The organism is Nonomuraea sp. NPDC049625 (genome assembly GCF_040675285.1).
Lineage (GTDB): Bacteria > Actinomycetota > Actinomycetes > Streptosporangiales > Streptosporangiaceae > Nonomuraea > Nonomuraea angiospora_A.
Genome location: NZ_JBFAOQ010000003.1, coordinates 782202 through 804457 on the forward strand (window position 1 = coordinate 782202; position 22256 = coordinate 804457).

A 22256-nucleotide genomic window follows, 5' to 3' on the forward strand; every position below is an offset into this window, starting at 1 on the left:
CCGTTCCGACTGACTACTCTTGACGTCATGACCTCGCCCAAATCGAAGAGCATCCAGACGATGAAGCCCGAGACCGCGGCCAAGAAGCTGGGTGTCCTCCTCTCGGCCACTCCCGCCGAGTTCCAGGCGGGCGTCGTCTCCAGGGACGAGCTGAACGAGTTGCAGGCGACGCCACCCGCCTGGCTCACGGATCTGCGCCGCAACGGCCCGCACCCCAGGCAGGTCGTCGCCGCGAAGCTCGGGATCTCCAATTCGGGCCTGATCAGGGCCGGGATCACCGAACCGCTCACCACCGCTGAGATCGATGCGCTGAAGGCGGAGAACCCGGCGTGGCTGGAGCACGAGCGGTCCGTCCAGGCCGAGACCCGCAAAGAAGCACTCCGGCTCAAGCAGCGGCAAGACGGCTGAGGTCTTGAGGCTGGGGTGATGCGGTTCGCGCCGGGCCAGGCGCGGCCCACTGGCGACGACCCCTGCCACATGGGGTCAACAGCGACGCGGGGGTACGCAGCCGATCAAGGTTGAGCACCCGATCAGGACGCCGTGCCGATCCGTACCTTGGACTCAACGACGGACGTCTTCCGGTGGAATGCGGCAAGTGTCAGAGTATTGCTGTGGCTGAGCAACCCGATGACACGCGAAGACTTCGCCCGACATGGCCGATCTGGGTCAACCTGCTCTTCATCGTCTTCGGCCTGTTCGTCCTCGTGACCCAGACCTTGGGGCTGCTCGCGGGCGGGCCCTGGGACCTGTTCGGCTGGAACCTGGGGTCATGGTCGTGGCTGGGGCGGCTCGTGGTGATCTTCGGCTGGGTCCTGCTCGTTCACCTGCATGTTCGAGATCTGCTGCGGAAGCACAAGAAGAGCGGGTTGGACGTCACGGGCGGATCCTCACCTCGCCGGTGAAGGTACGACCGTCGGTCAGGTGACCGGCGACGGAACCGGTGCAGCCGGCCACCGCCTTCGCGATGGCGGCGCCGTCCACCCGGAGTTCGCCGTACGGGAGCGCCGTCGCGGCGAGCCTTCCGTCGGCGACCGCGCGGACCGTACTCAGGAGGATCCCGTGGGGCCCGCTCCCGGAACGACCGGATGAGTCGCGCCGGGGCAGGTCCACGTCGAGGCGGGCCGTCGCGGCGGGGGCTGCCCGGAAAGCGCCTGCCAAATCACGCCGAGCGGCCGATCGTGTCGGCGCGGACGGCATGCGCGAACGGCAGGCCCCGCGTGTACCGTTCCAGCTCGTCGAGTGCCGAGTGGGCCAGGCGGCGCAGCTCGCCGCCCACCGAGCCGGCGACGTGCGGGGTGAGCAGGACGTTCGGCAGGTCGTAGAGCGGCGAGTCCGCCGGGAGGATCTCGGGCTCGGTGACGTCGAGCACGGCGTCGATCCGGCCCGAGGCCAGTTCCTTGGTGAGCGCCTCCATGTCCACCAGCGAGCCGCGCGCGGTGTTGATGAGCGTGGCGCCGTCGGAGAGCAGTCCCAGGCGCCGCGCGTCCAGCAGGTGCCGGGTCTCCAGCAGCGCCGGGGCGTGCACGGAGACGACGTCGGAGGCGGCCAGCAGCTCGTCGAGTCCGACCGGCCGGGCGCCGAGCGCGGCCGCCGCGGTCTCGTCGAGGTACGGGTCGTTGATCAGGAGCTCGAGGTCGAACGGGCGGAGCAGGTCGAGCACCCGGCGGCCGATGTGAGAGGCCCCGATGATCCCGACGGTCCTGCGGTAGTTGCCCAGCGAGGGGAAGTGCGCCGCCCAGTCGAGGGCCCGGCGCTGCGTGCGGTAGAGGTCGCGGATGCCGAGGACGCGTTTGCCGGCGAACAGGATCGCGGCGACGGTGTACTCGGCCACGGGGAGCGCGTTGGTGGCGGCGCCCGACGAGACGGCTATGCCGCGTTCCCAGCAGGCGTCGGTGATCAGGCTCTTGACCGTGCCCGCCACGTGGACGACGGCCCGCAGCCCGGGTGCCCGCCGCAGCACGGAGGCGTCGACGGGCGGGCAGCCCCAGCAGGTGACGAGGACCTCGGCCGCGGCCAGCTCCGGCACGTCCGCGAAGTCGCTGACGACCAGGCCGGGGTCGACGTCCACCAGCCGGGTGAGCCGGTCGAGCTCGTCCGGCCCGAACAGGTCGTCCTTGAATCGCGGCTCCATGGCGAGCAGCGCGCGGGGAAGGGTCACTTGACGGCTCCAGCGGTCATGCCCGCTCTCCAGTACCGCTGCAGCACCACGAAGGCGATGACCAGCGGCACGACCGCCACCAGCGAACCGGTGATGGCGAGCAGGTAGTCCTCCGGATGGCCCTGGTTCAGCGACGTGGTCTGCCAGGTGTACAGACCCAGGTTGAGCGGGTAAAGGTGTTGGTCGGTCAGCATCACGAGCGGCAGGAAGAAGCTGTTCCAGATGCCGGTGAACTGGAAGAGGAAGATGGTGACGAAGGCCGTGCGGAGCATCGGGAAGCCGATGCTGAGGAAGGTGCGCAGGTCACCGGCGCCGTCGACGCGGGTCGCCTCGATCACCTCGTCGGGCACGTACGCGGCGCTGAACACCCGGGCGAGGTAGACCCCGAAGGGGAAGACCAGGCTCGGGAGGAAGACACCCCAGAAGGTGTTCACGATGCCGGTCTTGGACGCCAGCAGGTAGATCGGCAGGGCCATCGCGCTGGCCGGTACGAGCACGCCGAGGAGGATCAGCCCGAAGATCTTCTCCTTGAACGGGAACGAGAGCTTGTCGAAGGCGTACCCCGCCGCCACGCACAGGGTCGTGGCGATGAGGGCGCCGCCCACGGCGTAGAGGGCGGTGTTGCCGAGCCACCGCAGGTAGATGCCGTCACCCGCGCTGAACAGGTGCGCCAGGTTGGCACCGAGGTCGAAGGTCCGCCCGAAGGCGAAGCCGCCGGTGCCGAACAGGTCACGCATGTTCTTCGTGGCCGCCATGAGCAGCCACAGCAGCGGCATCACCGTGTAGAGCACGGCGATGACGAGGACGCCGTTGACGGCGGCACGCGAGAGCAGGCGCGGCATCGGGCGGGAGCCGCGCTTCCTGCGCCGCCTTGAGGCGGGAACCGGCGGTGCGGGCGTCGCGGTCAACGTCATGGCTGCACCCTCCGCGCCGAGAACCGGGTCACGATGAAGGACAGGACCCCGCCGAGCAGGGCGATCAGGATCGAGGCGGACGCGGCCAGGCCGTAGTCGTGGTTGTCGAAGGCCGCGCGCATCGCGTACATGTTCGGGCTCCAGGCGCTGCCGATCTCGGTCGACGCCCGGTAGATCACCTTCGGCTCGGTGAAGAGCTGCAGGGCGCCGATGACGGTGAAGAGCACGTTGAGCGCGATCGCCGGGCGGATGAGCGGGACCTTGATCCGCAGCGCGATCCGCAGCCCGCTCGCCCCGTCGACCGTCCCCGCCTCCAGGACGTCCCTCGGGACGGCCTGCAGGGCGGCGTAGAGGATGACCATGTTGTACCCGACCCACTCCCAGGTGGAGATGTTGACCACCGAGAGCAGGGCGTGGTCGGCCGACAGGAAGCTCCACTTCACGCCGGCCGACTCGAGCACGTCGATCACCGGGCTGAGCCCGGGCGTGTACAGGTACACCCAGATGATCGCGGCGATGAGCCCCGGTACGGCGTGCGGCAGGAAGAGACCGAGCTGGAAGAAGCGTTTCGCCCGGACCATGGCCGAGTCGAGGAGCAGGGCGAGCAGGAGCGCGCCCCCGATCATCACCGGGATGTAGAGCAGGACGTAGGTCGCGATGACCAGGAAACTGTCCCGGAACGCCGCGTCGCCGAGCGCCCGGGCGTAGTTGCCGAGGCCGACGAAGAAGGTCTCGACGCCGCCGAAGCCGAGGCCGGAGCTGCGCTCGGTGAACAGGCTGAGCCACGCCGCGTACACCAGCGGCGCGATGGAGAAGGCGAGGAACAGCAGGAGGAACGGGCCGACGAGCAGGGCGGCGGTGCGCCCCTGCCCGCGGGCCGGACGGGTCGCCACGGCATCTCCTTGAAGGGGGGAAGTGGGCACTACTGGGCGACGCTCAGGCCGCGGTTCTTGAAGTCCGCCACGGTGGCCTGCTGGGCGCTCGTGAGCACGTCGGCCAGCTTCACCTCGCCGCCGGCGACCTTGCCGAGCGAGTCGGAGATCGCCGTCCCGGTCACGCCGGCGCTCGGCCCCCACGTCCAGCCGGCCGGGATCGACTCGTACGCCTTGGAGACGACGGAGAAGATGTCCTGGCCCCCGTAGAAGTCGGTCTTGAAGGCGCTGGTGGCCGGCAGCAGGGCCGGCGCGGCCGGGAGCATGCTGCTGGTGCCGCTGGACAGCCAGGCCTTCATGCCCTCGGGATCGGTGGTGATCCACTTGATGAACTCGAGAGCCTGCTCAAGGTGCTTGGCGCCCTTGGGGACGGTGAAGGCCGAGCCGCCCAGCATCGCGGAGGCCGGCCGGCCGTCCCAGCTCGGCACCGCCGCGATGGCCCACTTGCCCTTCTGGTCGGGAACGGTGGACTGGAGGGCCCCCGCGCACCAGTTCGCGCAGATGTAGGAGACGACCTGGCCCTTCTGCACGGCCTGGAAGAAGGCGTCGTCGCTCGTCGAGTTGTACGTGCCGACCAGCCCCTTAAGGACCAGGTCGTTCCAGTACGCGGCCATCTTCTTGGACGGCTCGTCGTCGATGGAGACCTTCCACGACTGGCCCTCGGTTCCGTACCACCGGCCACCGGCCTGCCAGGAGAGCGCGGCCAGCACGCCGGCGTCGGCGGTCGCGAAGATCCCGCCGCGCGCCTTCGCGTCGGCCTTCTTCACGTCCGCGAGCAGCTTCGCGTAGTCGTCCCAGGTCTTCGGCAGCTCCAGCTTGTGCTTGTCGTAGAAGTCCTTGCGGTAGAAGAACATCAGCGGGGCGACGTCGCGAGGGATGCCCCAGGTCTTGCCTCCGAGGTTCACCAGTTGCTGGACCTGGGCGGGGAAGGTCTTGGCGACCACCGGGCCCGCGGTCTCGGTGAGGTCCTCCAGCTCGCCCTGGCTGACCACGTCGGGCAGCTGGTTGTACTCGACGATGGCCACGTCCGGGACGTTGCCGGCCTTCACCGAGCTGGCGAGCTTGGTGTAGTAGTCGCCGCCGCTCGGCACGTTCTCCCACTTGACCTGGAAGTCCTTGTGGGTCTTGTTGAAGGCGGCGGTGACGACGTCGGATGCCTTGACGAAGGAGCGGAAGGTGATGACGTCCGCCCCCGGCTTCGCGTCGGAGGCACCCGGATCCGTGCCTCCGCAGGCGGCCAGTGCCGACAGCGAGACGACAGCGCCCGCGAGCAGGGCCGTGATCCGCAGGCATCGAGGCTTCATATGCACCGTCCAGGGAGGGAAGTGAAGATTGGTGCAATCATTTTGTTTCGTATGAAGCCTGTCAATGCATCCCGAAGCAGCGATACGTTACGATCGCGTCACAAGCAGGAAAAACGAAAGAAAACGAAAGTGCCTATGCCTGCGTCGCGCCGCACGACGCCCGGATCCGCAGGCTCGGCCGCAGCAGCAGGCCGCACAGTGGCCTGCCCGGATCGTCCAGCCGATCGACGAGCATCCGCACGGCCGCGGCCCCCACCTCCTCCTTGGGCGGCGACACGGCGGTCAGGGGGATGTCGGCGAGGGAGGCGACCTCGTCGTCGTAGGTCACGATCGCCAGATCCTCGGGTATCGAGACGCCGCGGCCGCGAAGCTGCCTGACCAGGGAAAGGGCGTCCATGTCGTTGTGCACGAGCGCGGCGCGCACGCCCTCCTCCCTGAAGGCGTCCAGGAAGTCGTCGACGTGCTCGTCCATCCCCGCCGGAGCGCCCACGGCGGCCCGCGGGAACATGCGCACGGGCCCCTCCCGCAGGCCGAGAGTGCGCTGGGCGAGCTCGTGTCCCTCGCGGATCCACGGGGTGGTCCTGCTCTCGCAGGCGAGCAGCGCCACCCGCTCGTGTCCCAGCCGGGCGAGATGGCACGTGGCCAGATAGGCGCCGTACGCGTGATCGGTCGCCACCTGCTCCACCGCCGGCATCGACCAGCCCGCCTTCCGCTCGACCAGCACCGCCGGTATGTCGAGCTCGTTGACCCACTGCTCCGTGGCGAGCGAGAGCGTGGGGTTCTCGCTCGGTGTCAGCAGCAGGCCGTCCACGCCGGACGACAGCAGCTGCGCCACCTGGCGGCGGTCCTCCTTCAGGTCGTAGCGGGAGACCGCGAGGCTGATCCGCACGCCGAGCTCGCGCGCGGCCGCCTGCGCGCCCCTGATCACCGCCGGGAAGTAGTACGCGGTCTGCGGCACGAGCATGCCGAGCACGTACGGCTCGCGCTCCCTTTTCCGCTCGCCCGCGGCCGGCTCCTCGCTCTCCCGCGCCGGCGCGTCCGGAATCGACACGGCCCCGCCGTGCACCCGGACGAGCAGCCCGCGCCCGGCCAGCTCCCGCACGTCGTGCCGGATGGTGACGGCCGAGACGCCGAGCCTGGCGGCCAGATCGGCGACCTTGACCGAGCCCTTGCGGCTCAGCTCCTGCAAGATCGCCCCGTGTCGCTCCTCGGCCAGCACGTGGGGGCTCCTTCCGGTTCCGCGCGATTTCCTGCGCCATCGTACCGCTGACATTCGCTTTCGAAATCGATCGATTGCGTTTCCAGCGTGGAACGATCATTCCGGGGGTGAGGCCACCGAGGCGCGTTGGATGAGCTCGGAGCGGAGGGTGTGCATGGTGCGGGCCGGCTCGGCGCCGCCCAGGATGTCGAGGAGGACCTCGGCCGCCTTGGCGCCGAGCTGGTGCACCGGCTGGGCGATCATCGTCAGGGGCGGGTCCATGACCGCCGCCCACGCGCTGTCGTCGAACCCGATCAGCGCCACGTCGTCCGGGTAGGACAGCCCCGCCTGGCGCAGGGCGCGCAGGGAGCCGGTCATGCCGTCCGTCTCCGTGCAGAACACGGCGGTGACCCGGTCGGGGAGGGCGAGCATGCGGCCGACCTCCCCCACCACCCGCGCCTCCGTCTTGGGCCCGACCATCACCAGCTCGGGATCGAACGGGATGTGCGCGTCGTCGAGCGCGTCGAGGTAGCCCCGCAACCGCTCGCCGTCGGTCCACAGGTTGCGCGAGGCCGCCGCCAGCAGCTCGCGCCTGGTCGACGGCGGCCGCGCCACCGGCGGCCCCCACACGAACCCGACGCGACGGTGACCGGCCGCGATCAGCACCTCGACCGCCTCACGGGCCGCGTCGCGGTTGTCGATGACCACCGCGTCGAGGTCGAGGGCGGCCACCGCGCGGTCGACGAGCACGACGGGGATGCCCCGGTCCATGGCCGCCCTGATGTGGGCGACCTGGTCGCGGTCGAGCGCGGCCGAGGCGACGATGACGCCGTCGACCCGCTTGTCGATGAGCACGTTGGTGGCCGCGATCTCCTCCTGCAGGTCCTCGTACGTGCTCAGCACGATCACGTCGAACCCGCGCGCCCGCGCGCTGTCGGAGATCCCCCGCAGCAACCCCGCGAAGAACGGGTTGCCGATGTCGGCCACGATCACGCCAAGGGTGTGGCTCACGCCCGTCGACATGCTGCGCGCGAGCGCGTTGGCGCGGTAGCCGAGCTTCTCGGCCGCCGCGAGCACCCGCGCGCGCAGCTCCGGGCTGACGTATCCGTAGCCACCGAGCGTACGGGCCGCCGTGGCGCGGCCGACGCCGGCCTCGGCCGCGACCTCGGAGATCGTCGGCCCCTGGCCACGGTCAGCTGGCATGGATCCCGTCCCCCGTTCCTGATCGGCCCATCACATCGTAGTCAGCCGGCCGCGGCCGAAGGCGCCCTCGACGAAGCACTGGTCGCGGGCCGATTCCGCCCCCAGGGCCAGCGCCCGGGCGATCGGGCCGAGCCCCGGCCGGGCCTCGGAGGTCCAGCCGTCCCGCAGCAGCGAGACGGCGAACCCGGCGAGGAAGGCGTCGCCGCAGCCCATCGTGTCGACGATGCCGTCGGCGCGCCGGGCGGGAGCGCTCACCAGGGCGTGGCCGTCGTGGGCGATGGCGCCGTCCACGCCGCGGGTGCCGACCGCGAGCCGGGCGCCCCGCCGTACCGCCTCGGCCAGGAGGTCGCCGGTGGCGGCCGCGTCGAGGTCGGAGCAGGACAGCAGCACGAGATCGGCGTGCGGGCAGACGCGGTCGAGGTAGGCGGGGCGCCGGTACTCCTCCTCGCTGGACAGGTCGAAGCTGACCAGCGTGCGGAGCTCGGCCAGCTTCGGCAGCTCGGGCTCGCTGCGGGAGTAGACGCTCGAATGCACGAGGTCGAAGCCGCCTGCGTAGCCGAGCAGGCCGTCGTCGAGCACGAGTGGCTCGCGTACGGTGACGCCGCCGCCGTTCCAGCCGAGGAAGACGCGGTCGCCGTCGTCGACCCGCAGGTGCGAGACGCCGCTCTCGCCCTCCCGAACGACGCAGGCGTCGATCGAGACCCCCTCCGCGGCGATCGACTCCCGCAGGAAGCCGCCGAGCGAGTCGTCGCCGAAGACGCCCAGGTAGGCCGACTCGAGGCCGAGGCGGCGGGCGTAGACGGCGACGTTGACGCTGTTGCCGCCGGGGTAGTCGACGCCGCGGTCGATGAACCGGTCGACGATGTTGTCGCCGAAGCCGAGCACTCGCATGCGGGCCTCAGTAGTCCATGACCCGGTAGTAGCGGCGCAGGTCGAGGGAGTGGTCCCGGACCCGTTCCAGGTGCTTGCTGACGCGGCTCAGCACGGTGTCGAGCACGAGCGGCGCGAGCAGGCCGCGGAACTCGGGACTGATCCCGGTGAGCGGGTAGTCGCGGGTGTCGAAGACGGTGACGTCCTTGGAGACGCGCCGGGCGAACGCCTCGGCGCGGTCGGTGAGCGGCCGCGTCTCGTCCTCGCCCTGGAAGATGATCACGCTGGTGTCCTCTTCGAGCAGCTCGAGCGAGCCGTGGAAGAACTCCGCGCTGTGCACCCTGGTCGTGCGCAGCCACTGCATCTCCTCGAGGATGCACATGGAGTAGAGGTACGTGAACCCCCAGAGGTTCCCGCCGCCGACGAGGAAGTGGTAGCCGCTGTCCTTGTGGGCCTCGGCGAACGCGGCGGCCACCGGCTCGGCCTGCCTGGCGACCTCGACGAGGATCCCCGGGACGCCCTCGAACTCGGCGGCGAACCTCTCGTACCCGTCGAACTCGCCCCGGCGCGCGAGCAGCCGGGTCATGAACAGCAGCAGCTGCATGTCGAAGGGCCAGGTCTTGGGCTGCGAGACGAGCGCCGCGTCCACCTTCGTGGCCACGGGCGAGTCGGGGTGGCCGGTGAAGGAGACCGTGAAGGCTCCCCTGGACCTGCAGTACTCGATCGCGCGGACGGTGTCGTCGGTGGTGCCGGAGACCGAGGTGAAGATCGCCACGGTGTCCTCGCCCAGGCGGGCGTCACCGGAGACGATCAGCTCGGCGGCGATCGCGGCGCGCACGTCGAGCGTCGAGCTGCGCCGGGCCAGGTGCTCGTACGGCCACATCTGGGCGTAGGTGCCGCCGGCGCCGACGAGGAGCACGTGCTTGAACCCCTCGTCCACGAGCCGGTCGACCAGCTCCTCGATCCGTGGGCGCAGGCCCACCGCGCTCGCCACCTGGGAGAGAAATTCCGGCTCGTTGAACCCGAGCATCTTCGCATCCTTTCCGGGGAAATGTCGTGCGACCGATCTGATACCGGTATCACGCGGCAGTCACGTTGACATAGAAGCGCTTGATTCGTCAAACAACCAGCCACTTCAGGGTGATCAGAAAAGATCTTGGCGACTAGGTCTGGTACCGGTATCAGACGCGCTGTAAGGTCGGCCAACACCAAAGGCGTTCCTGAAAGAGAAAGGATGCCCATGCGCCCTCGCGCACTGCCGACGTTCGCGGCACTCCTCGGGACACTCACGCTGGCCGCCTGCTCAGGCGGCCAGCCCGAGCAGGCCCCGGCGGCCGACGCCGCCGCCACGCCGGAGTTCTCCGGCACGCTGAGCATCCTCACCAAGTTCGCCGGCGACCCGACAGGCCCCTACCTCGAGAACCTCGCGGCCGAGTACCGGAAGAAGCACCCGCAGGTGAAGATCGAGCTGATCCAGGAGACCGACCAGAGCGTCAAGGACAAGCTCAAGACGCTCACGGCCTCGGACGCGCTGCCCGACGTCTACTTCACCTGGACCGGCAACTGGGCGGACAACTACATCCGCGGCGGACGCGCCGCCGACCTCACCAAGGTGATCGGCCCGGACACGGAGTGGGGCAGGACGTTCAGCCCCGGCTCGCTGGCCGCCTTCGCCCGCGACGGCAAGAACTACGGGATCCCGCTGTACGGCAACGGCAAGTTCATGGGCTACAGCAAGAGCGCCTTCGCCAAGGCCGGGGTCGAGGTGCCGAAGACGTTCGAGGACCTCGTCGCCGCCTGCGGCCCGCTGCGCAAGGCCGGGTACGAGCCCGTCGCCTTCGGCAACAAGGACGGCTGGCCCGCCCTGCACTACCTGCAGCAGCTGTTCGCCTACAACGTGCCGGACGCCGTGCTCCAGGCCGACTTCGTCCCGGCCACCGCCAAGCTGGACAATCCGGGCTACGTCACCGCGCTCAACCAGTTCAAGACGCTGGTCGACCAGTGCACCGACACGAAGAGCGGCACGAACGGCGTGCTCTACTCCTCGGCGCAGGAGGCCTTCGCCAACGGCAAGGCCGCCATGTACTACCAGGAGATCCTGGAGTTCGACAACGCGACGTCGGGCGAGCTCAAGCCCGCGGACTTCGGCATCTTCCAGCTCCCGGTCCCGGGCGACCACCCCGGCGACCCGGCGGTGCTGGAGGGCTCGCCCGAGGGCTACCTGGTCAACGCCAGGTCCCCCAGGGTGGCGCTGGCCGTCGACTTCATGAAGTTCGCCACGAGCGCGCAGAACGCCAGGACGCTGTCCGCGCCGCCGTACGGGCAGCCCAGCACGGTCGTCGGCGCGGTCACGCCGGAGACCTCCAGCAAGGCCGTCTACGAGGGCGTCCAGCTGGTCAACAAGGCGCCGAAGCTGGCCATCTGGCTCGACATGGTCACCGTGCCCGAGGTGGCGGACGCGTGGCTGGCCGGCGGCGAGGCGATCGTCAGCGGTGGCAAGACCGCCGAGCAGGTGCTCGAAAGCGTGCGCCGGGCCTCGGCCGAAGCCAAGTAGGGAGTCCGCACGTGCGCGCCACGCTCAGGCTCGTATGGGTCCTGCCCGCCCTCGTGCTGGTCGGAGTGTTCGTCTACCTGCCGCTCGTGCAGAACCTGCAGTTCAGCACGCTCAAGTGGGACATCTACAGCGGCAGCCAGGAATACGTCGGGCTCGACAACTACGCCAAGCTCGTCGACGACCCGGTGTTCTGGTCGTCGCTGGGCAACAACGCGCTGTACGCGGTGGTCTCCATCGTGTTCCAGGTGTTCGGCGCGCTCCTGCTCGCCGCGCTCATCGAGAGCATCGGCAGCGAGCGCTGGCGGCGCGGCCTGCGCGCGGTCTACTTCATCCCCTCGGCGATCTCGCTGACCGTCGCGGGGCTGCTGTTCTACTTCGTGTACGAGCCGAACCTGGGCCCGCTCAACCACGCGCTCAAGGCCGTCGGCCTGGGCCGGTTCGCCCAGGCATGGCTGGGCCAGGAGAGCACGGCCATGTCGGCGATCATCGCGATGAGCCAGTGGCAGGGCTTCGGCTACTCCACGCTGCTGTTCGCGGTCGCGATCCAGCGCATCCCCTCGGAGATCTACGGCGCCGCCGCCATCGACGGCGTCGGCCCGATCCGCCGGTTCGTCCACGTGACGGTGCCGCTCGTGCGCGAGATGACCGGGCTCATGGCGATCGTCACCATCTCGGGCGCGTTCCAGGTGTTCAACGAGGTCATGGTGATGACCGCCGGCGGGCCGAACAACTCGACGCAGGTGCTGGGCACCTGGCTGTACCGCAGCGGGTTCGTCCGCAACAACTTCGGCTACGCCGCCGCGGTCGCGACCGTCCTGTTCGTGATCACGCTCGGCATCGCGGTGGCGCAGCTGTGGGTCACCCGCAGGAGAAGGGTGGAATGGTGACGCGCCTGAGCTTCCTCGCGGTGATCGCCCGCGTCTTCATGTGGGCCTTCCTGCTGGCCCTCGCGGTCGTCGTGGTCTATCCGCTGCTGTGGATGACCCTCAACGGGTTCAAGACCAACGCCGAGCTGTTCGGCGACCCGTTCGCGCTGCCCCTGCACTGGAGCTTCGAGAACTACCAGAAGGCGTGGAACCGCGGCGTCAGCGACTACCTGACCACCAGCGTGCTGGTCACGCTGACCTCGACGGTCGCCACGGTGTTCGTCAGCGCGTGGGCCGCCTACGGCCTCACCCGCGTGAACGTCCCGCTCAACCGGACGCTCACGGCGGCGATACTCGGCGGGCTCATGCTCGCCCCCACCGTGGCGCTCGTGCCGCTGGTGAAGATGTTCCAGGCGATGGGGCTGTACAACACGTTCTGGGCGCTGCTCATCCTCTACACCGCCTTCCGCGTCCCGTTCACGACCTTCCTCATCCGGGCGTACATGATCGACCTGCCCCGCGAGGTGGACGAGGCGGCCGAGATGGACGGCGCGGGCCGGTGGACGGCGTTCTGGCGGATCATCCTGCCGATGTGCAAGCCGATCCTGACCTCGACGGTGCTGCTGCACATCCTCTTCACCTGGAACGAGTACCTCTTCGCGATGATCTTCACCAGCGGCACCGGCGTGCAGACCCTCCCCGTGGGCCTGACCAGCCTGATGAGCAAGCACGGCACCGAGTACCCGGTCGTCTTCGCCGGGATGGTGATCGCGGCGCTCCCCGTGGTCCTGCTGTTCTTCCTCGGCCAGCGCTACATCGTCAGGGGCCTCGCCGACGGGGTCGGCAAATAGGCAGGTGACGCTCAGGCGGCCGTCCAGCCGAGCAGCCGCTCCAGCGGCCAGGTGTTGACGACGCGGTCGGCCTCGATGCCGCACCGCGCGGCCCGTTCGCAGCCGTGGTGCTGCCAGTCGAGCTGCCCGGGCGCGTGCGCGTCGGAGTCGATCGCGAACACGCACCCCATCTCGTACGCCAGCCGCATCAACCTCTTGGGTGGATCCAGCCGGTCCGGCCGGGAGTTGACCTCCACCGCGACCCCGAACTGCCGGCAGGCCTCGAAGACCAGCTCGGCGTCGAACGACGACTCCGGGCGGCGCTCGCCGCGCCTGCCGCCGGCCTTCACCACCCGCCCCGTGCAGTGGCCGAGCACGTCCACCAGGGGGTTGGCGATGGCGGTTACCATGCGGCGGGTCATCTCGTCGCCGTCCATGCGCAGCTTGGAGTGCACGCTGGCCACCACCACGTCCAGCCGCTCCAGCAGGTCGGGTGACTGGTCGAGGGAGCCGTCCGTGTTGATGTCCACCTCGATGCCGGTCAGGATCCGGAACGGGGCCAGCCGCTCGTTCAGCTCGGCCACCACGTCGAGCTGGCGTTCCAGGCGCTCGGCCGAGAGGCCCTTGGCCACGGTCAGGCGGGGCGAGTGGTCGGTCAGCGCCAGGTAGTCGTGGCCGAGCCCGCGGGCCGCCTCGGCCATCTCCTCGATCGGCGAGCCGCCGTCCGACCAGTCGGAGTGGCTGTGCAGGTCGCCTTTCAACGCGCCGCGCAGCGCCTGCGTCTCCTCGTCGAGCTGCACGCCGTCGGTCGCCCGCAACCGCCGCAAATATGTAGGAACCTGCCCATCGAGGCTTTCGTTGACCACAAGGGCGGTGACCTTCCCGATGCCGGGCAGGTCGCCGAGACCGCCGGTGCGGGCCAGCCGCACGAGCTCGTCCCTGGGCAGGTCGGTGACGACCTGGGCGGCGCGACGGAAGGCACGTACGCGGTACGTGGGCTCTCCGGCGCGCTCCAGCAGGAAGGCGATCTCGCGCAGGGCCTCAACCGGTTCCATGTGAGCGAACATATCTCGGGGCCACGACTACAGGATTGAACGGGGACGAGGGCCGCCGATAGGCTGAGCGGCCCATGAAAGCAGGATCTTGATGGCACAACCTCCGCAAACCCATCCCACGCCGCCACCGCCCGCGCGCAAGGCGTCCAAGGCCATCCCGCTGACCATTCTCGGTGTTCTGTCCATCATGCTGGTCGGGTACTGCGCGGCCACCCAGGATGACGACGACGTCACCGCGGACTGCGTCATCCAGCTGGACGACGGCACGTACGAGGTCGTCGACGACGACTACTGCGACGATGACGACAACGGCTCGTACCACTACTACGGCGGTTCGCGCGGGGCGTACATGTGGTACTACGGGGGCACCAGGTCGGGCAACAAGGTGCGCGGCGGCACCACGTACCGGCCCTCTGACGTGAACATCTCCACCCGCAACGGGAAAGAGATCCAACGGGGCGGCTTCGGCAACCACTGGGGCGGCGGGAGCTGACCGGTGCGTCGTGAGCATGGCACTCCCAGGGACGGCTGGGAGAAGACGATCGAGGGCCAGGGCCTGGCCTACCACCGGGCGGCGCACCCGTCGGGGCTGAGCAGACCGTACTGGGACGAGTCCATCCATTACGTGTTCTCCATGGACGAGGTCGAGGCGCTGGAGGAGCAGGTCGAGGAGCTCCACGAGATGTGCCTGCGCGCCGTCGAGCACGTGGTCTCGGCCCGGCGCTTCGCCGACTTCGCGATCCCCGAGTGGGCGTGGGACGAGGTGGCGCGCTCATGGGAGCGCCGCGACGCCCACCTGTACGCCCGCTTCGACCTGCGCTACGACGGCACCGGCCCGGCGAGGCTGCTGGAGTACAACGCGGACACGCCGACCTCGCTCGTGGAGTCGTCGGTCGTGCAGTGGTTCTGGCTGCAGGACGTCCACCCGGGCGCCGACCAGTGGAACTCCGTGCACGAGCGGCTCATCGAGCGCTGGCGCGAGATGCGGCTGCCGCCCGGGCCCACCCACTTCGCGTTCACGAACATGGACGAGACGGGCGAGGAGGCCATGACCGTGGCCTACCTGCAGGAGACCGCCGAGCAGGCGGGCCTGCAGACCGTCGCCGTCGCCATGGAGGACATCGGCTGGGACTCCCTCAACCGCCGCTTCGTGGACGTCGAGAACCGCGTGATCCGCTCGGCGTTCAAGCTCTACCCGTGGGAGTGGATGCTGGCCGACGACTTCGGGCGGCACGCCGTACGGCACTCCACCTGGATCGAGCCGCTGTGGAAGACGCTGCTGTCCAACAAGGCGCTGCTGGCGATCCTGTGGGAGCTCAACCCCGGCCACCCCAACCTGCTGCCCGCCTACCTCGACGGCCCGCGCGACCTGACCTCCTACATCGCCAAGCCGCTGCTGGGCAGGGAGGGCGCCTCCATGCGCATCGTCACCCCCGAGGGCACCCAGGAGACGCCGGGCGTCTACGGCCAGGAGGGGTACGTCTTCCAGGGCTTCGAGGCGCTGCCCCAGTTCGAGGGGCAGCGGCCGGTGCTCGGCGCCTGGGTGGTCGCCGACGAGGCCGCCGGGCTGGGTATCAGGGAGACGACCGGCCTGATCACCGATGACACCTCCTCGTTCGTCCCCCACCGCATCGCCTGACTCCCCACCGCATCCCCCGATAGGAATCAACGTGACTCTTCTCGAGACCCTCGCCCGCGGCTCGGGCGCCATCGCCGCGTACGCCGCCGTCGGCGTGATCCTGATGATCGTCGGCTTCTACGTGATCGACTGGGCCACCCCCGGCAAGCTGAGCGAGATCATCCGCACCCAGCGCAACCCGAACGCCACCCTGCTCGCCACCTCCGCCCTGGCCGCCGTCGGCCTGATCGTGGCCGCCTCCATCTGGTCCTCCGGCGGCCGGCTGGCCGAGGGGCTGGCGGGCACGGCGGTGTTCGGCCTGGTCGGCATCGTGGTGCAGACCGTGGCGATGCTGCTGTTCGACCGGATCGTCGGCATCTCCGTACGCGACCTCGTGAAGGAGCCCGAGCTGCAGCCGGGCGCGCGGCTGCTCGCGGTCACGCACGTCGCGATCGGCCTCATCACGGCCGTCGCGGTCATCTGACGCCGGCCGCCGGGCCCCAGGAGAACGACCGTCGCGGTCATCCGACGCCGGTCGCCGGGCCCCGGGAGAACGGCCGTCGCGGTCATCCGGACGGAGCTGGCACTCTAGAAGGCGTGACAGACCGGACCCGGGAGGACACCACACGCAGGCTCGAGCGGGCCATGGGCTCGCTCGGCACGGCGGCGATGGCTCGCATGGAGGAGCAGCTGCCGTGGTTCCGCGCGCTCAGCGCGGAGGACCGGTCGTGGGTGGGGCTCGTGGCCCAGGCCGGCATCGCGGCGTTCGTCGAGTGGTTCTCGATCGCCGGCGAGGACCGCCCCACCCCCAGCATCGAGTTCTTCGGCACGGCTCCGCGCGAGCTCAAGCGGTCCATCTCGCTGCAGCAGACCGTCGACATCGTCAGAGTCGTGGTCGAGGTGGTCGAGGCGCAGGCCCACGAGCTGGCCGCGCCGAGCGGCGAGGACCAGCTCCAGCAGGCCATGCTCCGCTACACCCGCGACGTCGCCTTCGCCGCCGCCCACGTCTACGCCCGCGAGGCCGAGGCCAGGGGCTCGTGGGATGCCCGGCTCGAGGCCCTCATCGTGGACGCCCTCGTCCGCGGCGAGGTCGACGACGGCCTGCACTCCTGGGCGGCCGCGCTCGGCTGGACCTCCTCCCCCGTGGTCGTCATCGCCGGCCACGCCCCCGTCGACGACCCCCGCGCGGTCATCGACGGGCTGCGGGAGAAGGGCCGCCGCATCGGCATGGACCTGCTGGCCGGCGTGCAGGCCGACCGGCTGATCGTCATCGTGGGCGGCGCCGACAGCGTCAACGACGCGGCCAAGCAGGTCGTGCACCGCTTCGGGATGGGCCCCATCGTCATCGGCCCCGAGGTCCCCGACCTGCACGCCGCGGCCAGGTCCGCCAGGGCGGCGCTGGCCGGGCTGAAGGCGTCCTCCGGCTGGCCCGACGCGCCCCGTCCGGTGCACGCCGAGGACCTGCTGGCCGAGCGGGCGCTCGACGGCGACGACGACGCCAGGCAGCAGCTCATCGAGAACGTCTACCTGCCGCTCGCCGGCACGCCCCTGCTCGACACCCTCGCCACGTACCTGGAGCAGGGCACCTCGCTGGAGGCGACGGCGCGGCTGCTGTTCGTCCACCCCAACACCGTCCGCTACCGCCTGAAGAAGATCACGGAGCTGACCGGCTACCAGCCCACGGAGGGCAGGTCCGCCTTCACGCTCCAGGTCGGCCTGATTCTCGGCCGGTTGGCGGAGAGCGCCGAAATGTGGCGCGCCCTAACGTAATGTCGCCGAAATCCCCACTGTAGGCTTCCTACAAAACCCCCCGGACGAAGTTCGTGCGGATCATTATCCGCGTGTCGGAGTTCTACAGGGCAAGGTGGGTTTTGTGCTTGTACTCGTCGCTCCGGGCCAAGGTGCCCAAACGCCAGGCTTCCTTTCTCCCTGGCTCGAGCTCCCCGGTGTGGCCGACAGACTCGGCGCCTGGTCGGAGGTCGTCGGGCTCGATCTGATCGCCTACGGGACCACCGCCGACGCCGACGAGATCCGTGACACCGCCGTCGCCCAGCCGCTCCTCGTGGCCGCCGCGCTGGCCTCCGCCGAGGTGCTCGGCGCGACGCCGGACGTGCTCGCGGGCCACAGCGTGGGCGAGTTCGCCGCCGCCGCGCTGGCCGGGGTGCTCACCCCCGAGCAGGCGCTCACCCTGATCCGCGAGCGCGCCCAGGCCATGGCCAAGGCCGCCGCGGTCACCGAGACCGGCATGACCGCCGTGCTCGGCGGCGTCGAGGACGACGTGCTGGCCGCCCTCGAGAAGCACGGCCTGACCCCCGCCAACATCAACGGCGCCGGCCAGATCGTCGCGGGCGGCACGCTGGAGCAGCTGGCCGCGCTCAAGGACGACCCGCCGACCCGTGCCCGCCTCATCGCGCTGAAGGTCGCGGGCGCCTTCCACACCCGCCACATGGCCCCCGCCGTGGAGAGCCTGCGCGAGGCCGCCGCCAACGTGGCCCCCGCCGACCCCACCGTCACGCTCCTGTCCAACTCCGACGGCCAGGCGGTCGCCTCCGGCGCCGAGTTCGTGGAGCGGCTGGTCAGGCAGATCAGCAGCCCCGTCAGGTGGGGCGCCTGCATGGAGACCATGGCCGGGCTCGGCGTCACGAAGATGATCGAGCTGCTGCCCGGCGGCACGCTCACCGGCCTGGCCAAGCGCGGCCTGTCCGGTGTGCAGACGGTGGCGCTGAAGACCCCCGACGACCTCGACGCGGCCAGGGAGCTGACCAAGTGAAGATTCCCGACGTCGCCCCTGGCGGCAGGATCCTGGCCCTCGGCCACTACCAGCCGGCCAACGTCGTCACCAACGACGACCTGGCCAAGAACATCGACACCAACGACGAGTGGATCCAGTCCAGGGTCGGCATCAAGGAGCGCCGCGTCGCTCCCGACAGCGAGTCCCTCGAGGACATGGCCACCATCGCCGGCGGCAAGGCGCTGGCCGCGAGCGGCCTGTCGCCCGAAGAGGTCGACCTGGTCATCGTGGCCACCTGCACGCTCGAGACCCAGATCCCCAACGCCTCCGCCGTCGTGGCCCACCGGCTCGGCATCAAGGCGCCCGGCGCGTTCGACGTCAACGCCGCCTGCGCCGGGTTCTGCTACGCCCTCGGCACCGCGAGCGCCGCCGTACGCGCGGGCTCGGCCCGCCACGTGCTGGTCATCGGCGCGGAGAAGCTGTCGCAGTGGATCGACTGGACCGACAGGTCCACCGCCGTGATCTTCGCCGACGGCGCGGGCGCCGCGGTGGTGGGTCCCTCCGAGACCCCCGGCATCGGCCCCGTGGTGTGGGGCAGCTCCGGCGACAAGTCCGAGGCGATCGCCATCCAGGACCGCCAGAACTTCCTCCGCCAGGAGGGCCAGACGGTGTTCCGCTGGGCGACCACCGCGCTCCACCCGGTGGCGCTCGAGGCCTGCGAGCGCGCGGGCGTGGACCCGTCGGAGCTGACGGCGTTCGTGCCCCACCAGGCCAACCTGCGCATCATCGAGGCCATCGCCCGTAAGCTGGGCGCCGACAACGCCGTGATCGCCCGCGACATCGTCAACGCCGGCAACACCTCGGCCGCCTCGATCCCGCTGGCGCTCTCGCGCATGCTGGAGCGCGGCGAGGTCCGCTCCGGCGGTCTCGCGCTGCTGCTCGGCTTCGGCGCGGGGCTGACCTACGCCGGGCAGGTCATCGAGATCCCTTAGCCTCCCCTCGCACTACCATCCAGAGCTTGTACGGCACAGCCGTGCAGAACCCAGAAATCAAAAGGAGAACCAGCGACATGGCTGCCACCGAGCAGGACATTCTTGACGGCCTCGGCAAGATCATCAACGAGATCACCGGCATCCCGGCCTCGGACGTGACCCCGGAGAAGAGCTTCGTCGACGACCTCGACATCGACTCCCTGTCCATGGTCGAGATCGCCGTGGCCGCCCAGGACGAGTTCGGCGTCGAGATCCCCGACGACCAGCTCAAGAACCTGAAGACGGTCAAGGACGTCCTCAACTTCATCCAGGGCTGAGAAGTCATCATTCTGACTAGCAAGGAGCGCGAAACGTGAGTGCGAACCGGGTACGTGTCGTCGTCACCGGGCTTGGCGCGACGACGCCCGTCGGTGGAGACGTCACCTCGACCTGGACGGCGCTCCTCGCCGGTCAGTCGGGTGTCGAGACCCTCACCACGGACTGGATCGACTCCGTCCCCGTGAAGTTCGCGGGGACGGCCGCGGTCGACCCCACCGAGGTGCTGCCGCGGCCGGAGGCCCGCAGGCTCGACCGCAGCGAGCAGTTCGCGATGGTCGCCGCCCGGGAGGCCTGGCAGGACGCCGGCGCCCCCGAGGTCGCGCCGGAGCGGCTGGGCGTCGTGGTCTCCAGCGGCATCGGCGGCATCAGCACCACGCTGAGCGCGTACGACACCTGGCGTGAGCGCGGCTGGAACCGGCTGTCGCCGTTCACCGTGCCGATGCTCATGCCCAACGGCCCGGCCGCCTGGATCGGCCTCGACCTGGGCGCCCAGGCGGGGGTGCACGCCACCGTGTCGGCGTGCGCGTCCGGCGCCGAGGCGATCGGCCACGCGATGGACATGATCAGGGTGGGCCGCGCCGACGTGGTCGTGGCGGGCGGCACCGAGGCCGCCATCCACGGGCTCAACATGGCGGCCTTCGCCGCCGCGCGGGCCATGTCCACCCGCAACGACGACCCGCAGGGCGCGTCCAGGCCGTGGGACCGCGACCGCGACGGGTTCGTGCTCGGTGAGGGCGCCGGCATCGTGGTGCTGGAGTCCGAGGAGCACGCGAAGGCGCGCGGCGCGAAAATCTACGCCTACTGCGCCGGGGTCGGCTACTCCGCCGACGCCCACCACATCACGCAGCCCGAGCCCGAGGGCCGGGGCATCATCATGGCGATGACCCAGGCACTCAACGACGCCGGCCTGACCGGCCTCGACATCAAGCACGTCAACGCACATGCCACCTCCACCCCTGCCGGCGACGTCGGCGAGGTGCAGGCCGTGGCCAAGGCCATCGGCACCCACCCGCTCGTGACCTCGACCAAGTCGATGACCGGTCACCTGCTCGGCGGGGCCGGCGGCATCGAGTCCGTCTTCACCATCAAGGCTCTGCAGGAGCGGATCGTCCCCGCGACCATCAACCTCGACGACCTCGACGACGGCGTCGAGGTCGACCTGGTCTACGGGAAGAACCGCCCCCTGCCCGACGGAGACATCGCCGCGGTCAACAACTCGTTCGGATTCGGGGGCCACAACGTGGCCGTCGTGTTTAAGGGGGCATAAATGACCGTGCTGGACAACGGGATAGCGACCGACGGCACCGAACAGGAGCCTGCCGACCCCCGCGATCCAGCCGTCCGCCTGACCGCGCTGCTCGACGAGGGCTCGCTGCGGCTGATCAGCTCCGAAGACAAGAGCGGCGTGCTGGCCGCCATGGGCCGCGTCGAGGGTGTTCCCGTCGTCGCCTTCTGCAGTGACGCCCGCTTCCAGGGCGGCGCGATGGGCAGCGAGGGCTGCGAGCACATCGTGCACGCCTACGACGTGGCCGTCCGTGAACGGGTGCCGGTCATCGGGATCTGGCACTCCGGCGGTGCGCGACTCGCCGAAGGCGTCGAGTCGCTGCACGCCGTCGGGCGGGTCTTCGCCGCCATGACCAAGGCGTCCGGCGTGGTGCCGCAGATCTCCGTGGTCGTCGGCCCCGCCGCCGGCGGCGCCGCGTACGGTCCCGCGCTGACCGACATCGTCATCCTGGCCGAGTCCGGCCGCATCTTCGTCACGGGCCCCGACGTGGTCCGCAGCGTCACCGGCGAGAACGTCGACTCCGCGGCGCTGGGCGGCCCGGAGCCGCACAGCAAGCGCAGCGGCGTCGTGCACGTCGTCACCAAGACCGAGACCGACGCGTACGTCAAGGCGCGCCAGCTCGCCACGCTCCTCGGCCACCAGGGCCGGGTGCGCACGGGAGAAATCGAGGAAGTGGACTTCTCCACGCTGCTGCCCGACTCGGCGAGGCGCGCCTACGACGTCAAGCCGCTGGTCAACGGCCTGCTCGACGAGCCTGGCATCGAGCTGCACCCCAAGTGGGCACCGAACATCGTCACATCGCTCGGCCGCCTCGGTGGCCGGACGGTCGGTGTGATCGCCAACAACCCGCTGCGGCTCGGCGGCTGCCTCGACGCCACGTCCGCCGAGAAAGCCGCCCGCTTCGTACGCATGTGTGACGCTTTCGGAGTGCCGTTGGTTGTCCTCGTGGACGTTCCCGGCTACCTGCCCGGGGTCGGGCAGGAGCACGACGGGGTCGTGCGGCGGGGAGCCAAGCTGCTGCACGCCTTCGCCGAGGCCTCGGTGCCGCGGGTCACGCTGGTGACGCGGAAGGCGTACGGGGGCGCGTACATCGCGATGAACTCCCGCGCGCTGGGGGCCACCAAGGTGTTCGCCTGGCCGACCACCGAGGTGGCGGTCATGGGGCCGGTGGCGGCCGTACGCATCCTCAAGCGGCGCGAGCTGGCCGCCGCCCCGGAGGAGGAGCGGGCCGAGCTGGAGCAGCGGCTGGCCGCCGAGCACGAGAAGCTGGCCGGTGGGCTCGACCGGGCCCGGGAGCTGGGGGTCATCGACGAGGTGATCAAGCCCGCGGAGACGCGCGGCGCCATCGCCAAGCTCCTCACCCAGGCCACGCCCGCCCGCGGCGCCCACGGCAACATCCCGCTGTAGCTCTTTGACGATCGGCCCCGC

General features: G+C 70.1%; 24 protein-coding genes. 14 read left to right on the top strand and 10 right to left on the bottom strand.

Annotated elements, in window-relative coordinates:
* Positions 1–27 precede the first annotated feature (27 nt).
* Together AB0J87_RS17140 and AB0J87_RS17145 are read left to right on the top strand one after the other, a co-directional pair.
* Positions 28–408 (top strand): DUF5997 family protein, encoded by a 381-nt coding sequence (locus AB0J87_RS17140; RefSeq protein ID WP_363966178.1) that lies wholly within the window; start codon positions 28–30, stop codon positions 406–408.
* 203 nt (positions 409–611) lie between these two features.
* Complete coding sequence (locus AB0J87_RS17145; protein ID WP_363966180.1) at positions 612–902, top strand: hypothetical protein; 291 nt, start codon at positions 612–614, stop codon at positions 900–902.
* Here the strand turns inward: AB0J87_RS17145 and AB0J87_RS17150 are convergent.
* From AB0J87_RS17150 to AB0J87_RS17190, 9 genes are all read right to left on the bottom strand, one after another.
* Positions 874–1158, bottom strand: coding sequence for a hypothetical protein (locus AB0J87_RS17150; RefSeq protein ID WP_363966182.1), 285 nt, complete (start codon positions 1156–1158; stop codon positions 874–876). The genes AB0J87_RS17145 and AB0J87_RS17150 overlap by 29 nt on opposite strands.
* A gap of 1 nt (position 1159) precedes the next feature.
* Positions 1160–2158, bottom strand: a complete 999-nt coding sequence (locus tag AB0J87_RS17155) for a hydroxyacid dehydrogenase (protein WP_363966184.1) — start codon at positions 2156–2158, stop codon at positions 1160–1162.
* Entirely contained in the window at positions 2155–3072 is a 918-nt protein-coding gene (locus AB0J87_RS17160; RefSeq protein WP_363966186.1) for a carbohydrate ABC transporter permease, read from the bottom strand. The genes AB0J87_RS17155 and AB0J87_RS17160 overlap by 4 nt, the downstream gene beginning before the upstream one ends.
* Positions 3069–3965, bottom strand: a complete 897-nt coding sequence (locus AB0J87_RS17165) for a sugar ABC transporter permease (protein ID WP_363966188.1) — start codon at positions 3963–3965, stop codon at positions 3069–3071. Before AB0J87_RS17165 ends, AB0J87_RS17160 begins: the two co-directional genes overlap by 4 nt.
* A 29-nt stretch (positions 3966–3994) precedes the next feature.
* A complete protein-coding gene (locus AB0J87_RS17170) occupies positions 3995–5308 on the bottom strand; it encodes an extracellular solute-binding protein (RefSeq protein WP_363966190.1) in 1314 nt (437 codons plus the stop codon).
* A gap of 133 nt (positions 5309–5441) precedes the next feature.
* Positions 5442–6527, bottom strand: a complete 1086-nt coding sequence (locus AB0J87_RS17175; protein WP_363966192.1) for a substrate-binding domain-containing protein — start codon at positions 6525–6527, stop codon at positions 5442–5444.
* 96 nt (positions 6528–6623) lie between these two features.
* Entirely contained in the window at positions 6624–7709 is a 1086-nt protein-coding gene (locus AB0J87_RS17180) for a LacI family DNA-binding transcriptional regulator (protein WP_363966194.1), read from the bottom strand.
* A gap of 30 nt (positions 7710–7739) precedes the next feature.
* Positions 7740–8600, bottom strand: a complete 861-nt coding sequence (locus AB0J87_RS17185) for a PfkB family carbohydrate kinase (RefSeq protein WP_355194117.1) — start codon at positions 8598–8600, stop codon at positions 7740–7742.
* A gap of 7 nt (positions 8601–8607) precedes the next feature.
* A complete protein-coding gene (locus AB0J87_RS17190; protein WP_363966196.1) occupies positions 8608–9609 on the bottom strand; it encodes an SIS domain-containing protein in 1002 nt (333 codons plus the stop codon).
* A gap of 210 nt (positions 9610–9819) precedes the next feature.
* On the opposite strand from AB0J87_RS17190, the gene AB0J87_RS17195 reads away from it, so the two are divergent.
* Genes AB0J87_RS17195 through AB0J87_RS17205 form a run of 3 tightly spaced genes read left to right on the top strand, consistent with a single transcriptional unit; the run spans position 9820 to position 12850 of the window.
* Positions 9820–11133, top strand: coding sequence for an ABC transporter substrate-binding protein (locus tag AB0J87_RS17195; protein ID WP_363966198.1), 1314 nt, complete (start codon positions 9820–9822; stop codon positions 11131–11133).
* 11 nt (positions 11134–11144) lie between these two features.
* Positions 11145–12020, top strand: coding sequence for a sugar ABC transporter permease (locus AB0J87_RS17200; protein ID WP_363966200.1), 876 nt, complete (start codon positions 11145–11147; stop codon positions 12018–12020).
* Entirely contained in the window at positions 12014–12850 is an 837-nt protein-coding gene (locus AB0J87_RS17205) for a carbohydrate ABC transporter permease (RefSeq protein ID WP_355194109.1), read from the top strand. Before AB0J87_RS17200 ends, AB0J87_RS17205 begins: the two co-directional genes overlap by 7 nt.
* An 11-nt stretch (positions 12851–12861) precedes the next feature.
* Here AB0J87_RS17205 and AB0J87_RS17210 read toward each other — a convergent pair whose 3' ends face one another.
* On the bottom strand, positions 12862–13884 hold the full coding sequence (locus tag AB0J87_RS17210; protein ID WP_363966202.1) for a PHP domain-containing protein: 1023 nt from the start codon (positions 13882–13884) through the stop codon (positions 12862–12864).
* A 91-nt stretch (positions 13885–13975) separates the two neighbouring features.
* Here AB0J87_RS17210 and AB0J87_RS17215 point away from each other — a divergent pair, with 91 nt between their 5' ends.
* The 9 genes from AB0J87_RS17215 to AB0J87_RS17255 all read left to right on the top strand — a co-directional run bounded on the left by AB0J87_RS17215 (position 13976) and on the right by AB0J87_RS17255 (position 22235).
* Positions 13976–14377, top strand: coding sequence for a hypothetical protein (locus tag AB0J87_RS17215; protein WP_350723174.1), 402 nt, complete (start codon positions 13976–13978; stop codon positions 14375–14377).
* A gap of 3 nt (positions 14378–14380) precedes the next feature.
* Positions 14381–15523 carry a glutathionylspermidine synthase family protein gene (locus tag AB0J87_RS17220; protein ID WP_363966204.1) on the top strand — a complete coding sequence of 381 codons (1143 nt, stop codon included), beginning with the start codon at positions 14381–14383 and terminating at the stop codon, positions 15521–15523.
* Between the two features lie 31 nt (positions 15524–15554).
* On the top strand, positions 15555–15986 hold the full coding sequence (locus AB0J87_RS17225) for a DUF350 domain-containing protein (protein WP_350723178.1): 432 nt from the start codon (positions 15555–15557) through the stop codon (positions 15984–15986).
* Between the two features lie 161 nt (positions 15987–16147).
* Positions 16148–17272, top strand: a complete 1125-nt coding sequence (locus AB0J87_RS17230; RefSeq protein ID WP_363966620.1) for a helix-turn-helix domain-containing protein — start codon at positions 16148–16150, stop codon at positions 17270–17272.
* Between the two features lie 103 nt (positions 17273–17375).
* A complete protein-coding gene (locus AB0J87_RS17235; protein ID WP_363966206.1) occupies positions 17376–18272 on the top strand; it encodes an ACP S-malonyltransferase in 897 nt (298 codons plus the stop codon).
* Entirely contained in the window at positions 18269–19225 is a 957-nt protein-coding gene (locus AB0J87_RS17240; RefSeq protein WP_350723182.1) for a beta-ketoacyl-ACP synthase III, read from the top strand. The genes AB0J87_RS17235 and AB0J87_RS17240 overlap by 4 nt, the downstream gene beginning before the upstream one ends.
* Before the next feature lie 77 nt (positions 19226–19302).
* Positions 19303–19542, top strand: a complete 240-nt coding sequence (locus AB0J87_RS17245; RefSeq protein WP_350723184.1) for an acyl carrier protein — start codon at positions 19303–19305, stop codon at positions 19540–19542.
* Between the two features lie 35 nt (positions 19543–19577).
* The gene (gene fabF, locus AB0J87_RS17250; RefSeq protein WP_363966208.1) at positions 19578–20810 is read left to right on the top strand and encodes a beta-ketoacyl-ACP synthase II; all 1233 of its coding nucleotides are present in this window, start codon (positions 19578–19580) and stop codon (positions 20808–20810) included.
* On the top strand, positions 20811–22235 hold the full coding sequence (locus tag AB0J87_RS17255) for a carboxyl transferase domain-containing protein (protein ID WP_363966210.1): 1425 nt from the start codon (positions 20811–20813) through the stop codon (positions 22233–22235).
* Positions 22236–22256 lie beyond the last annotated feature (21 nt).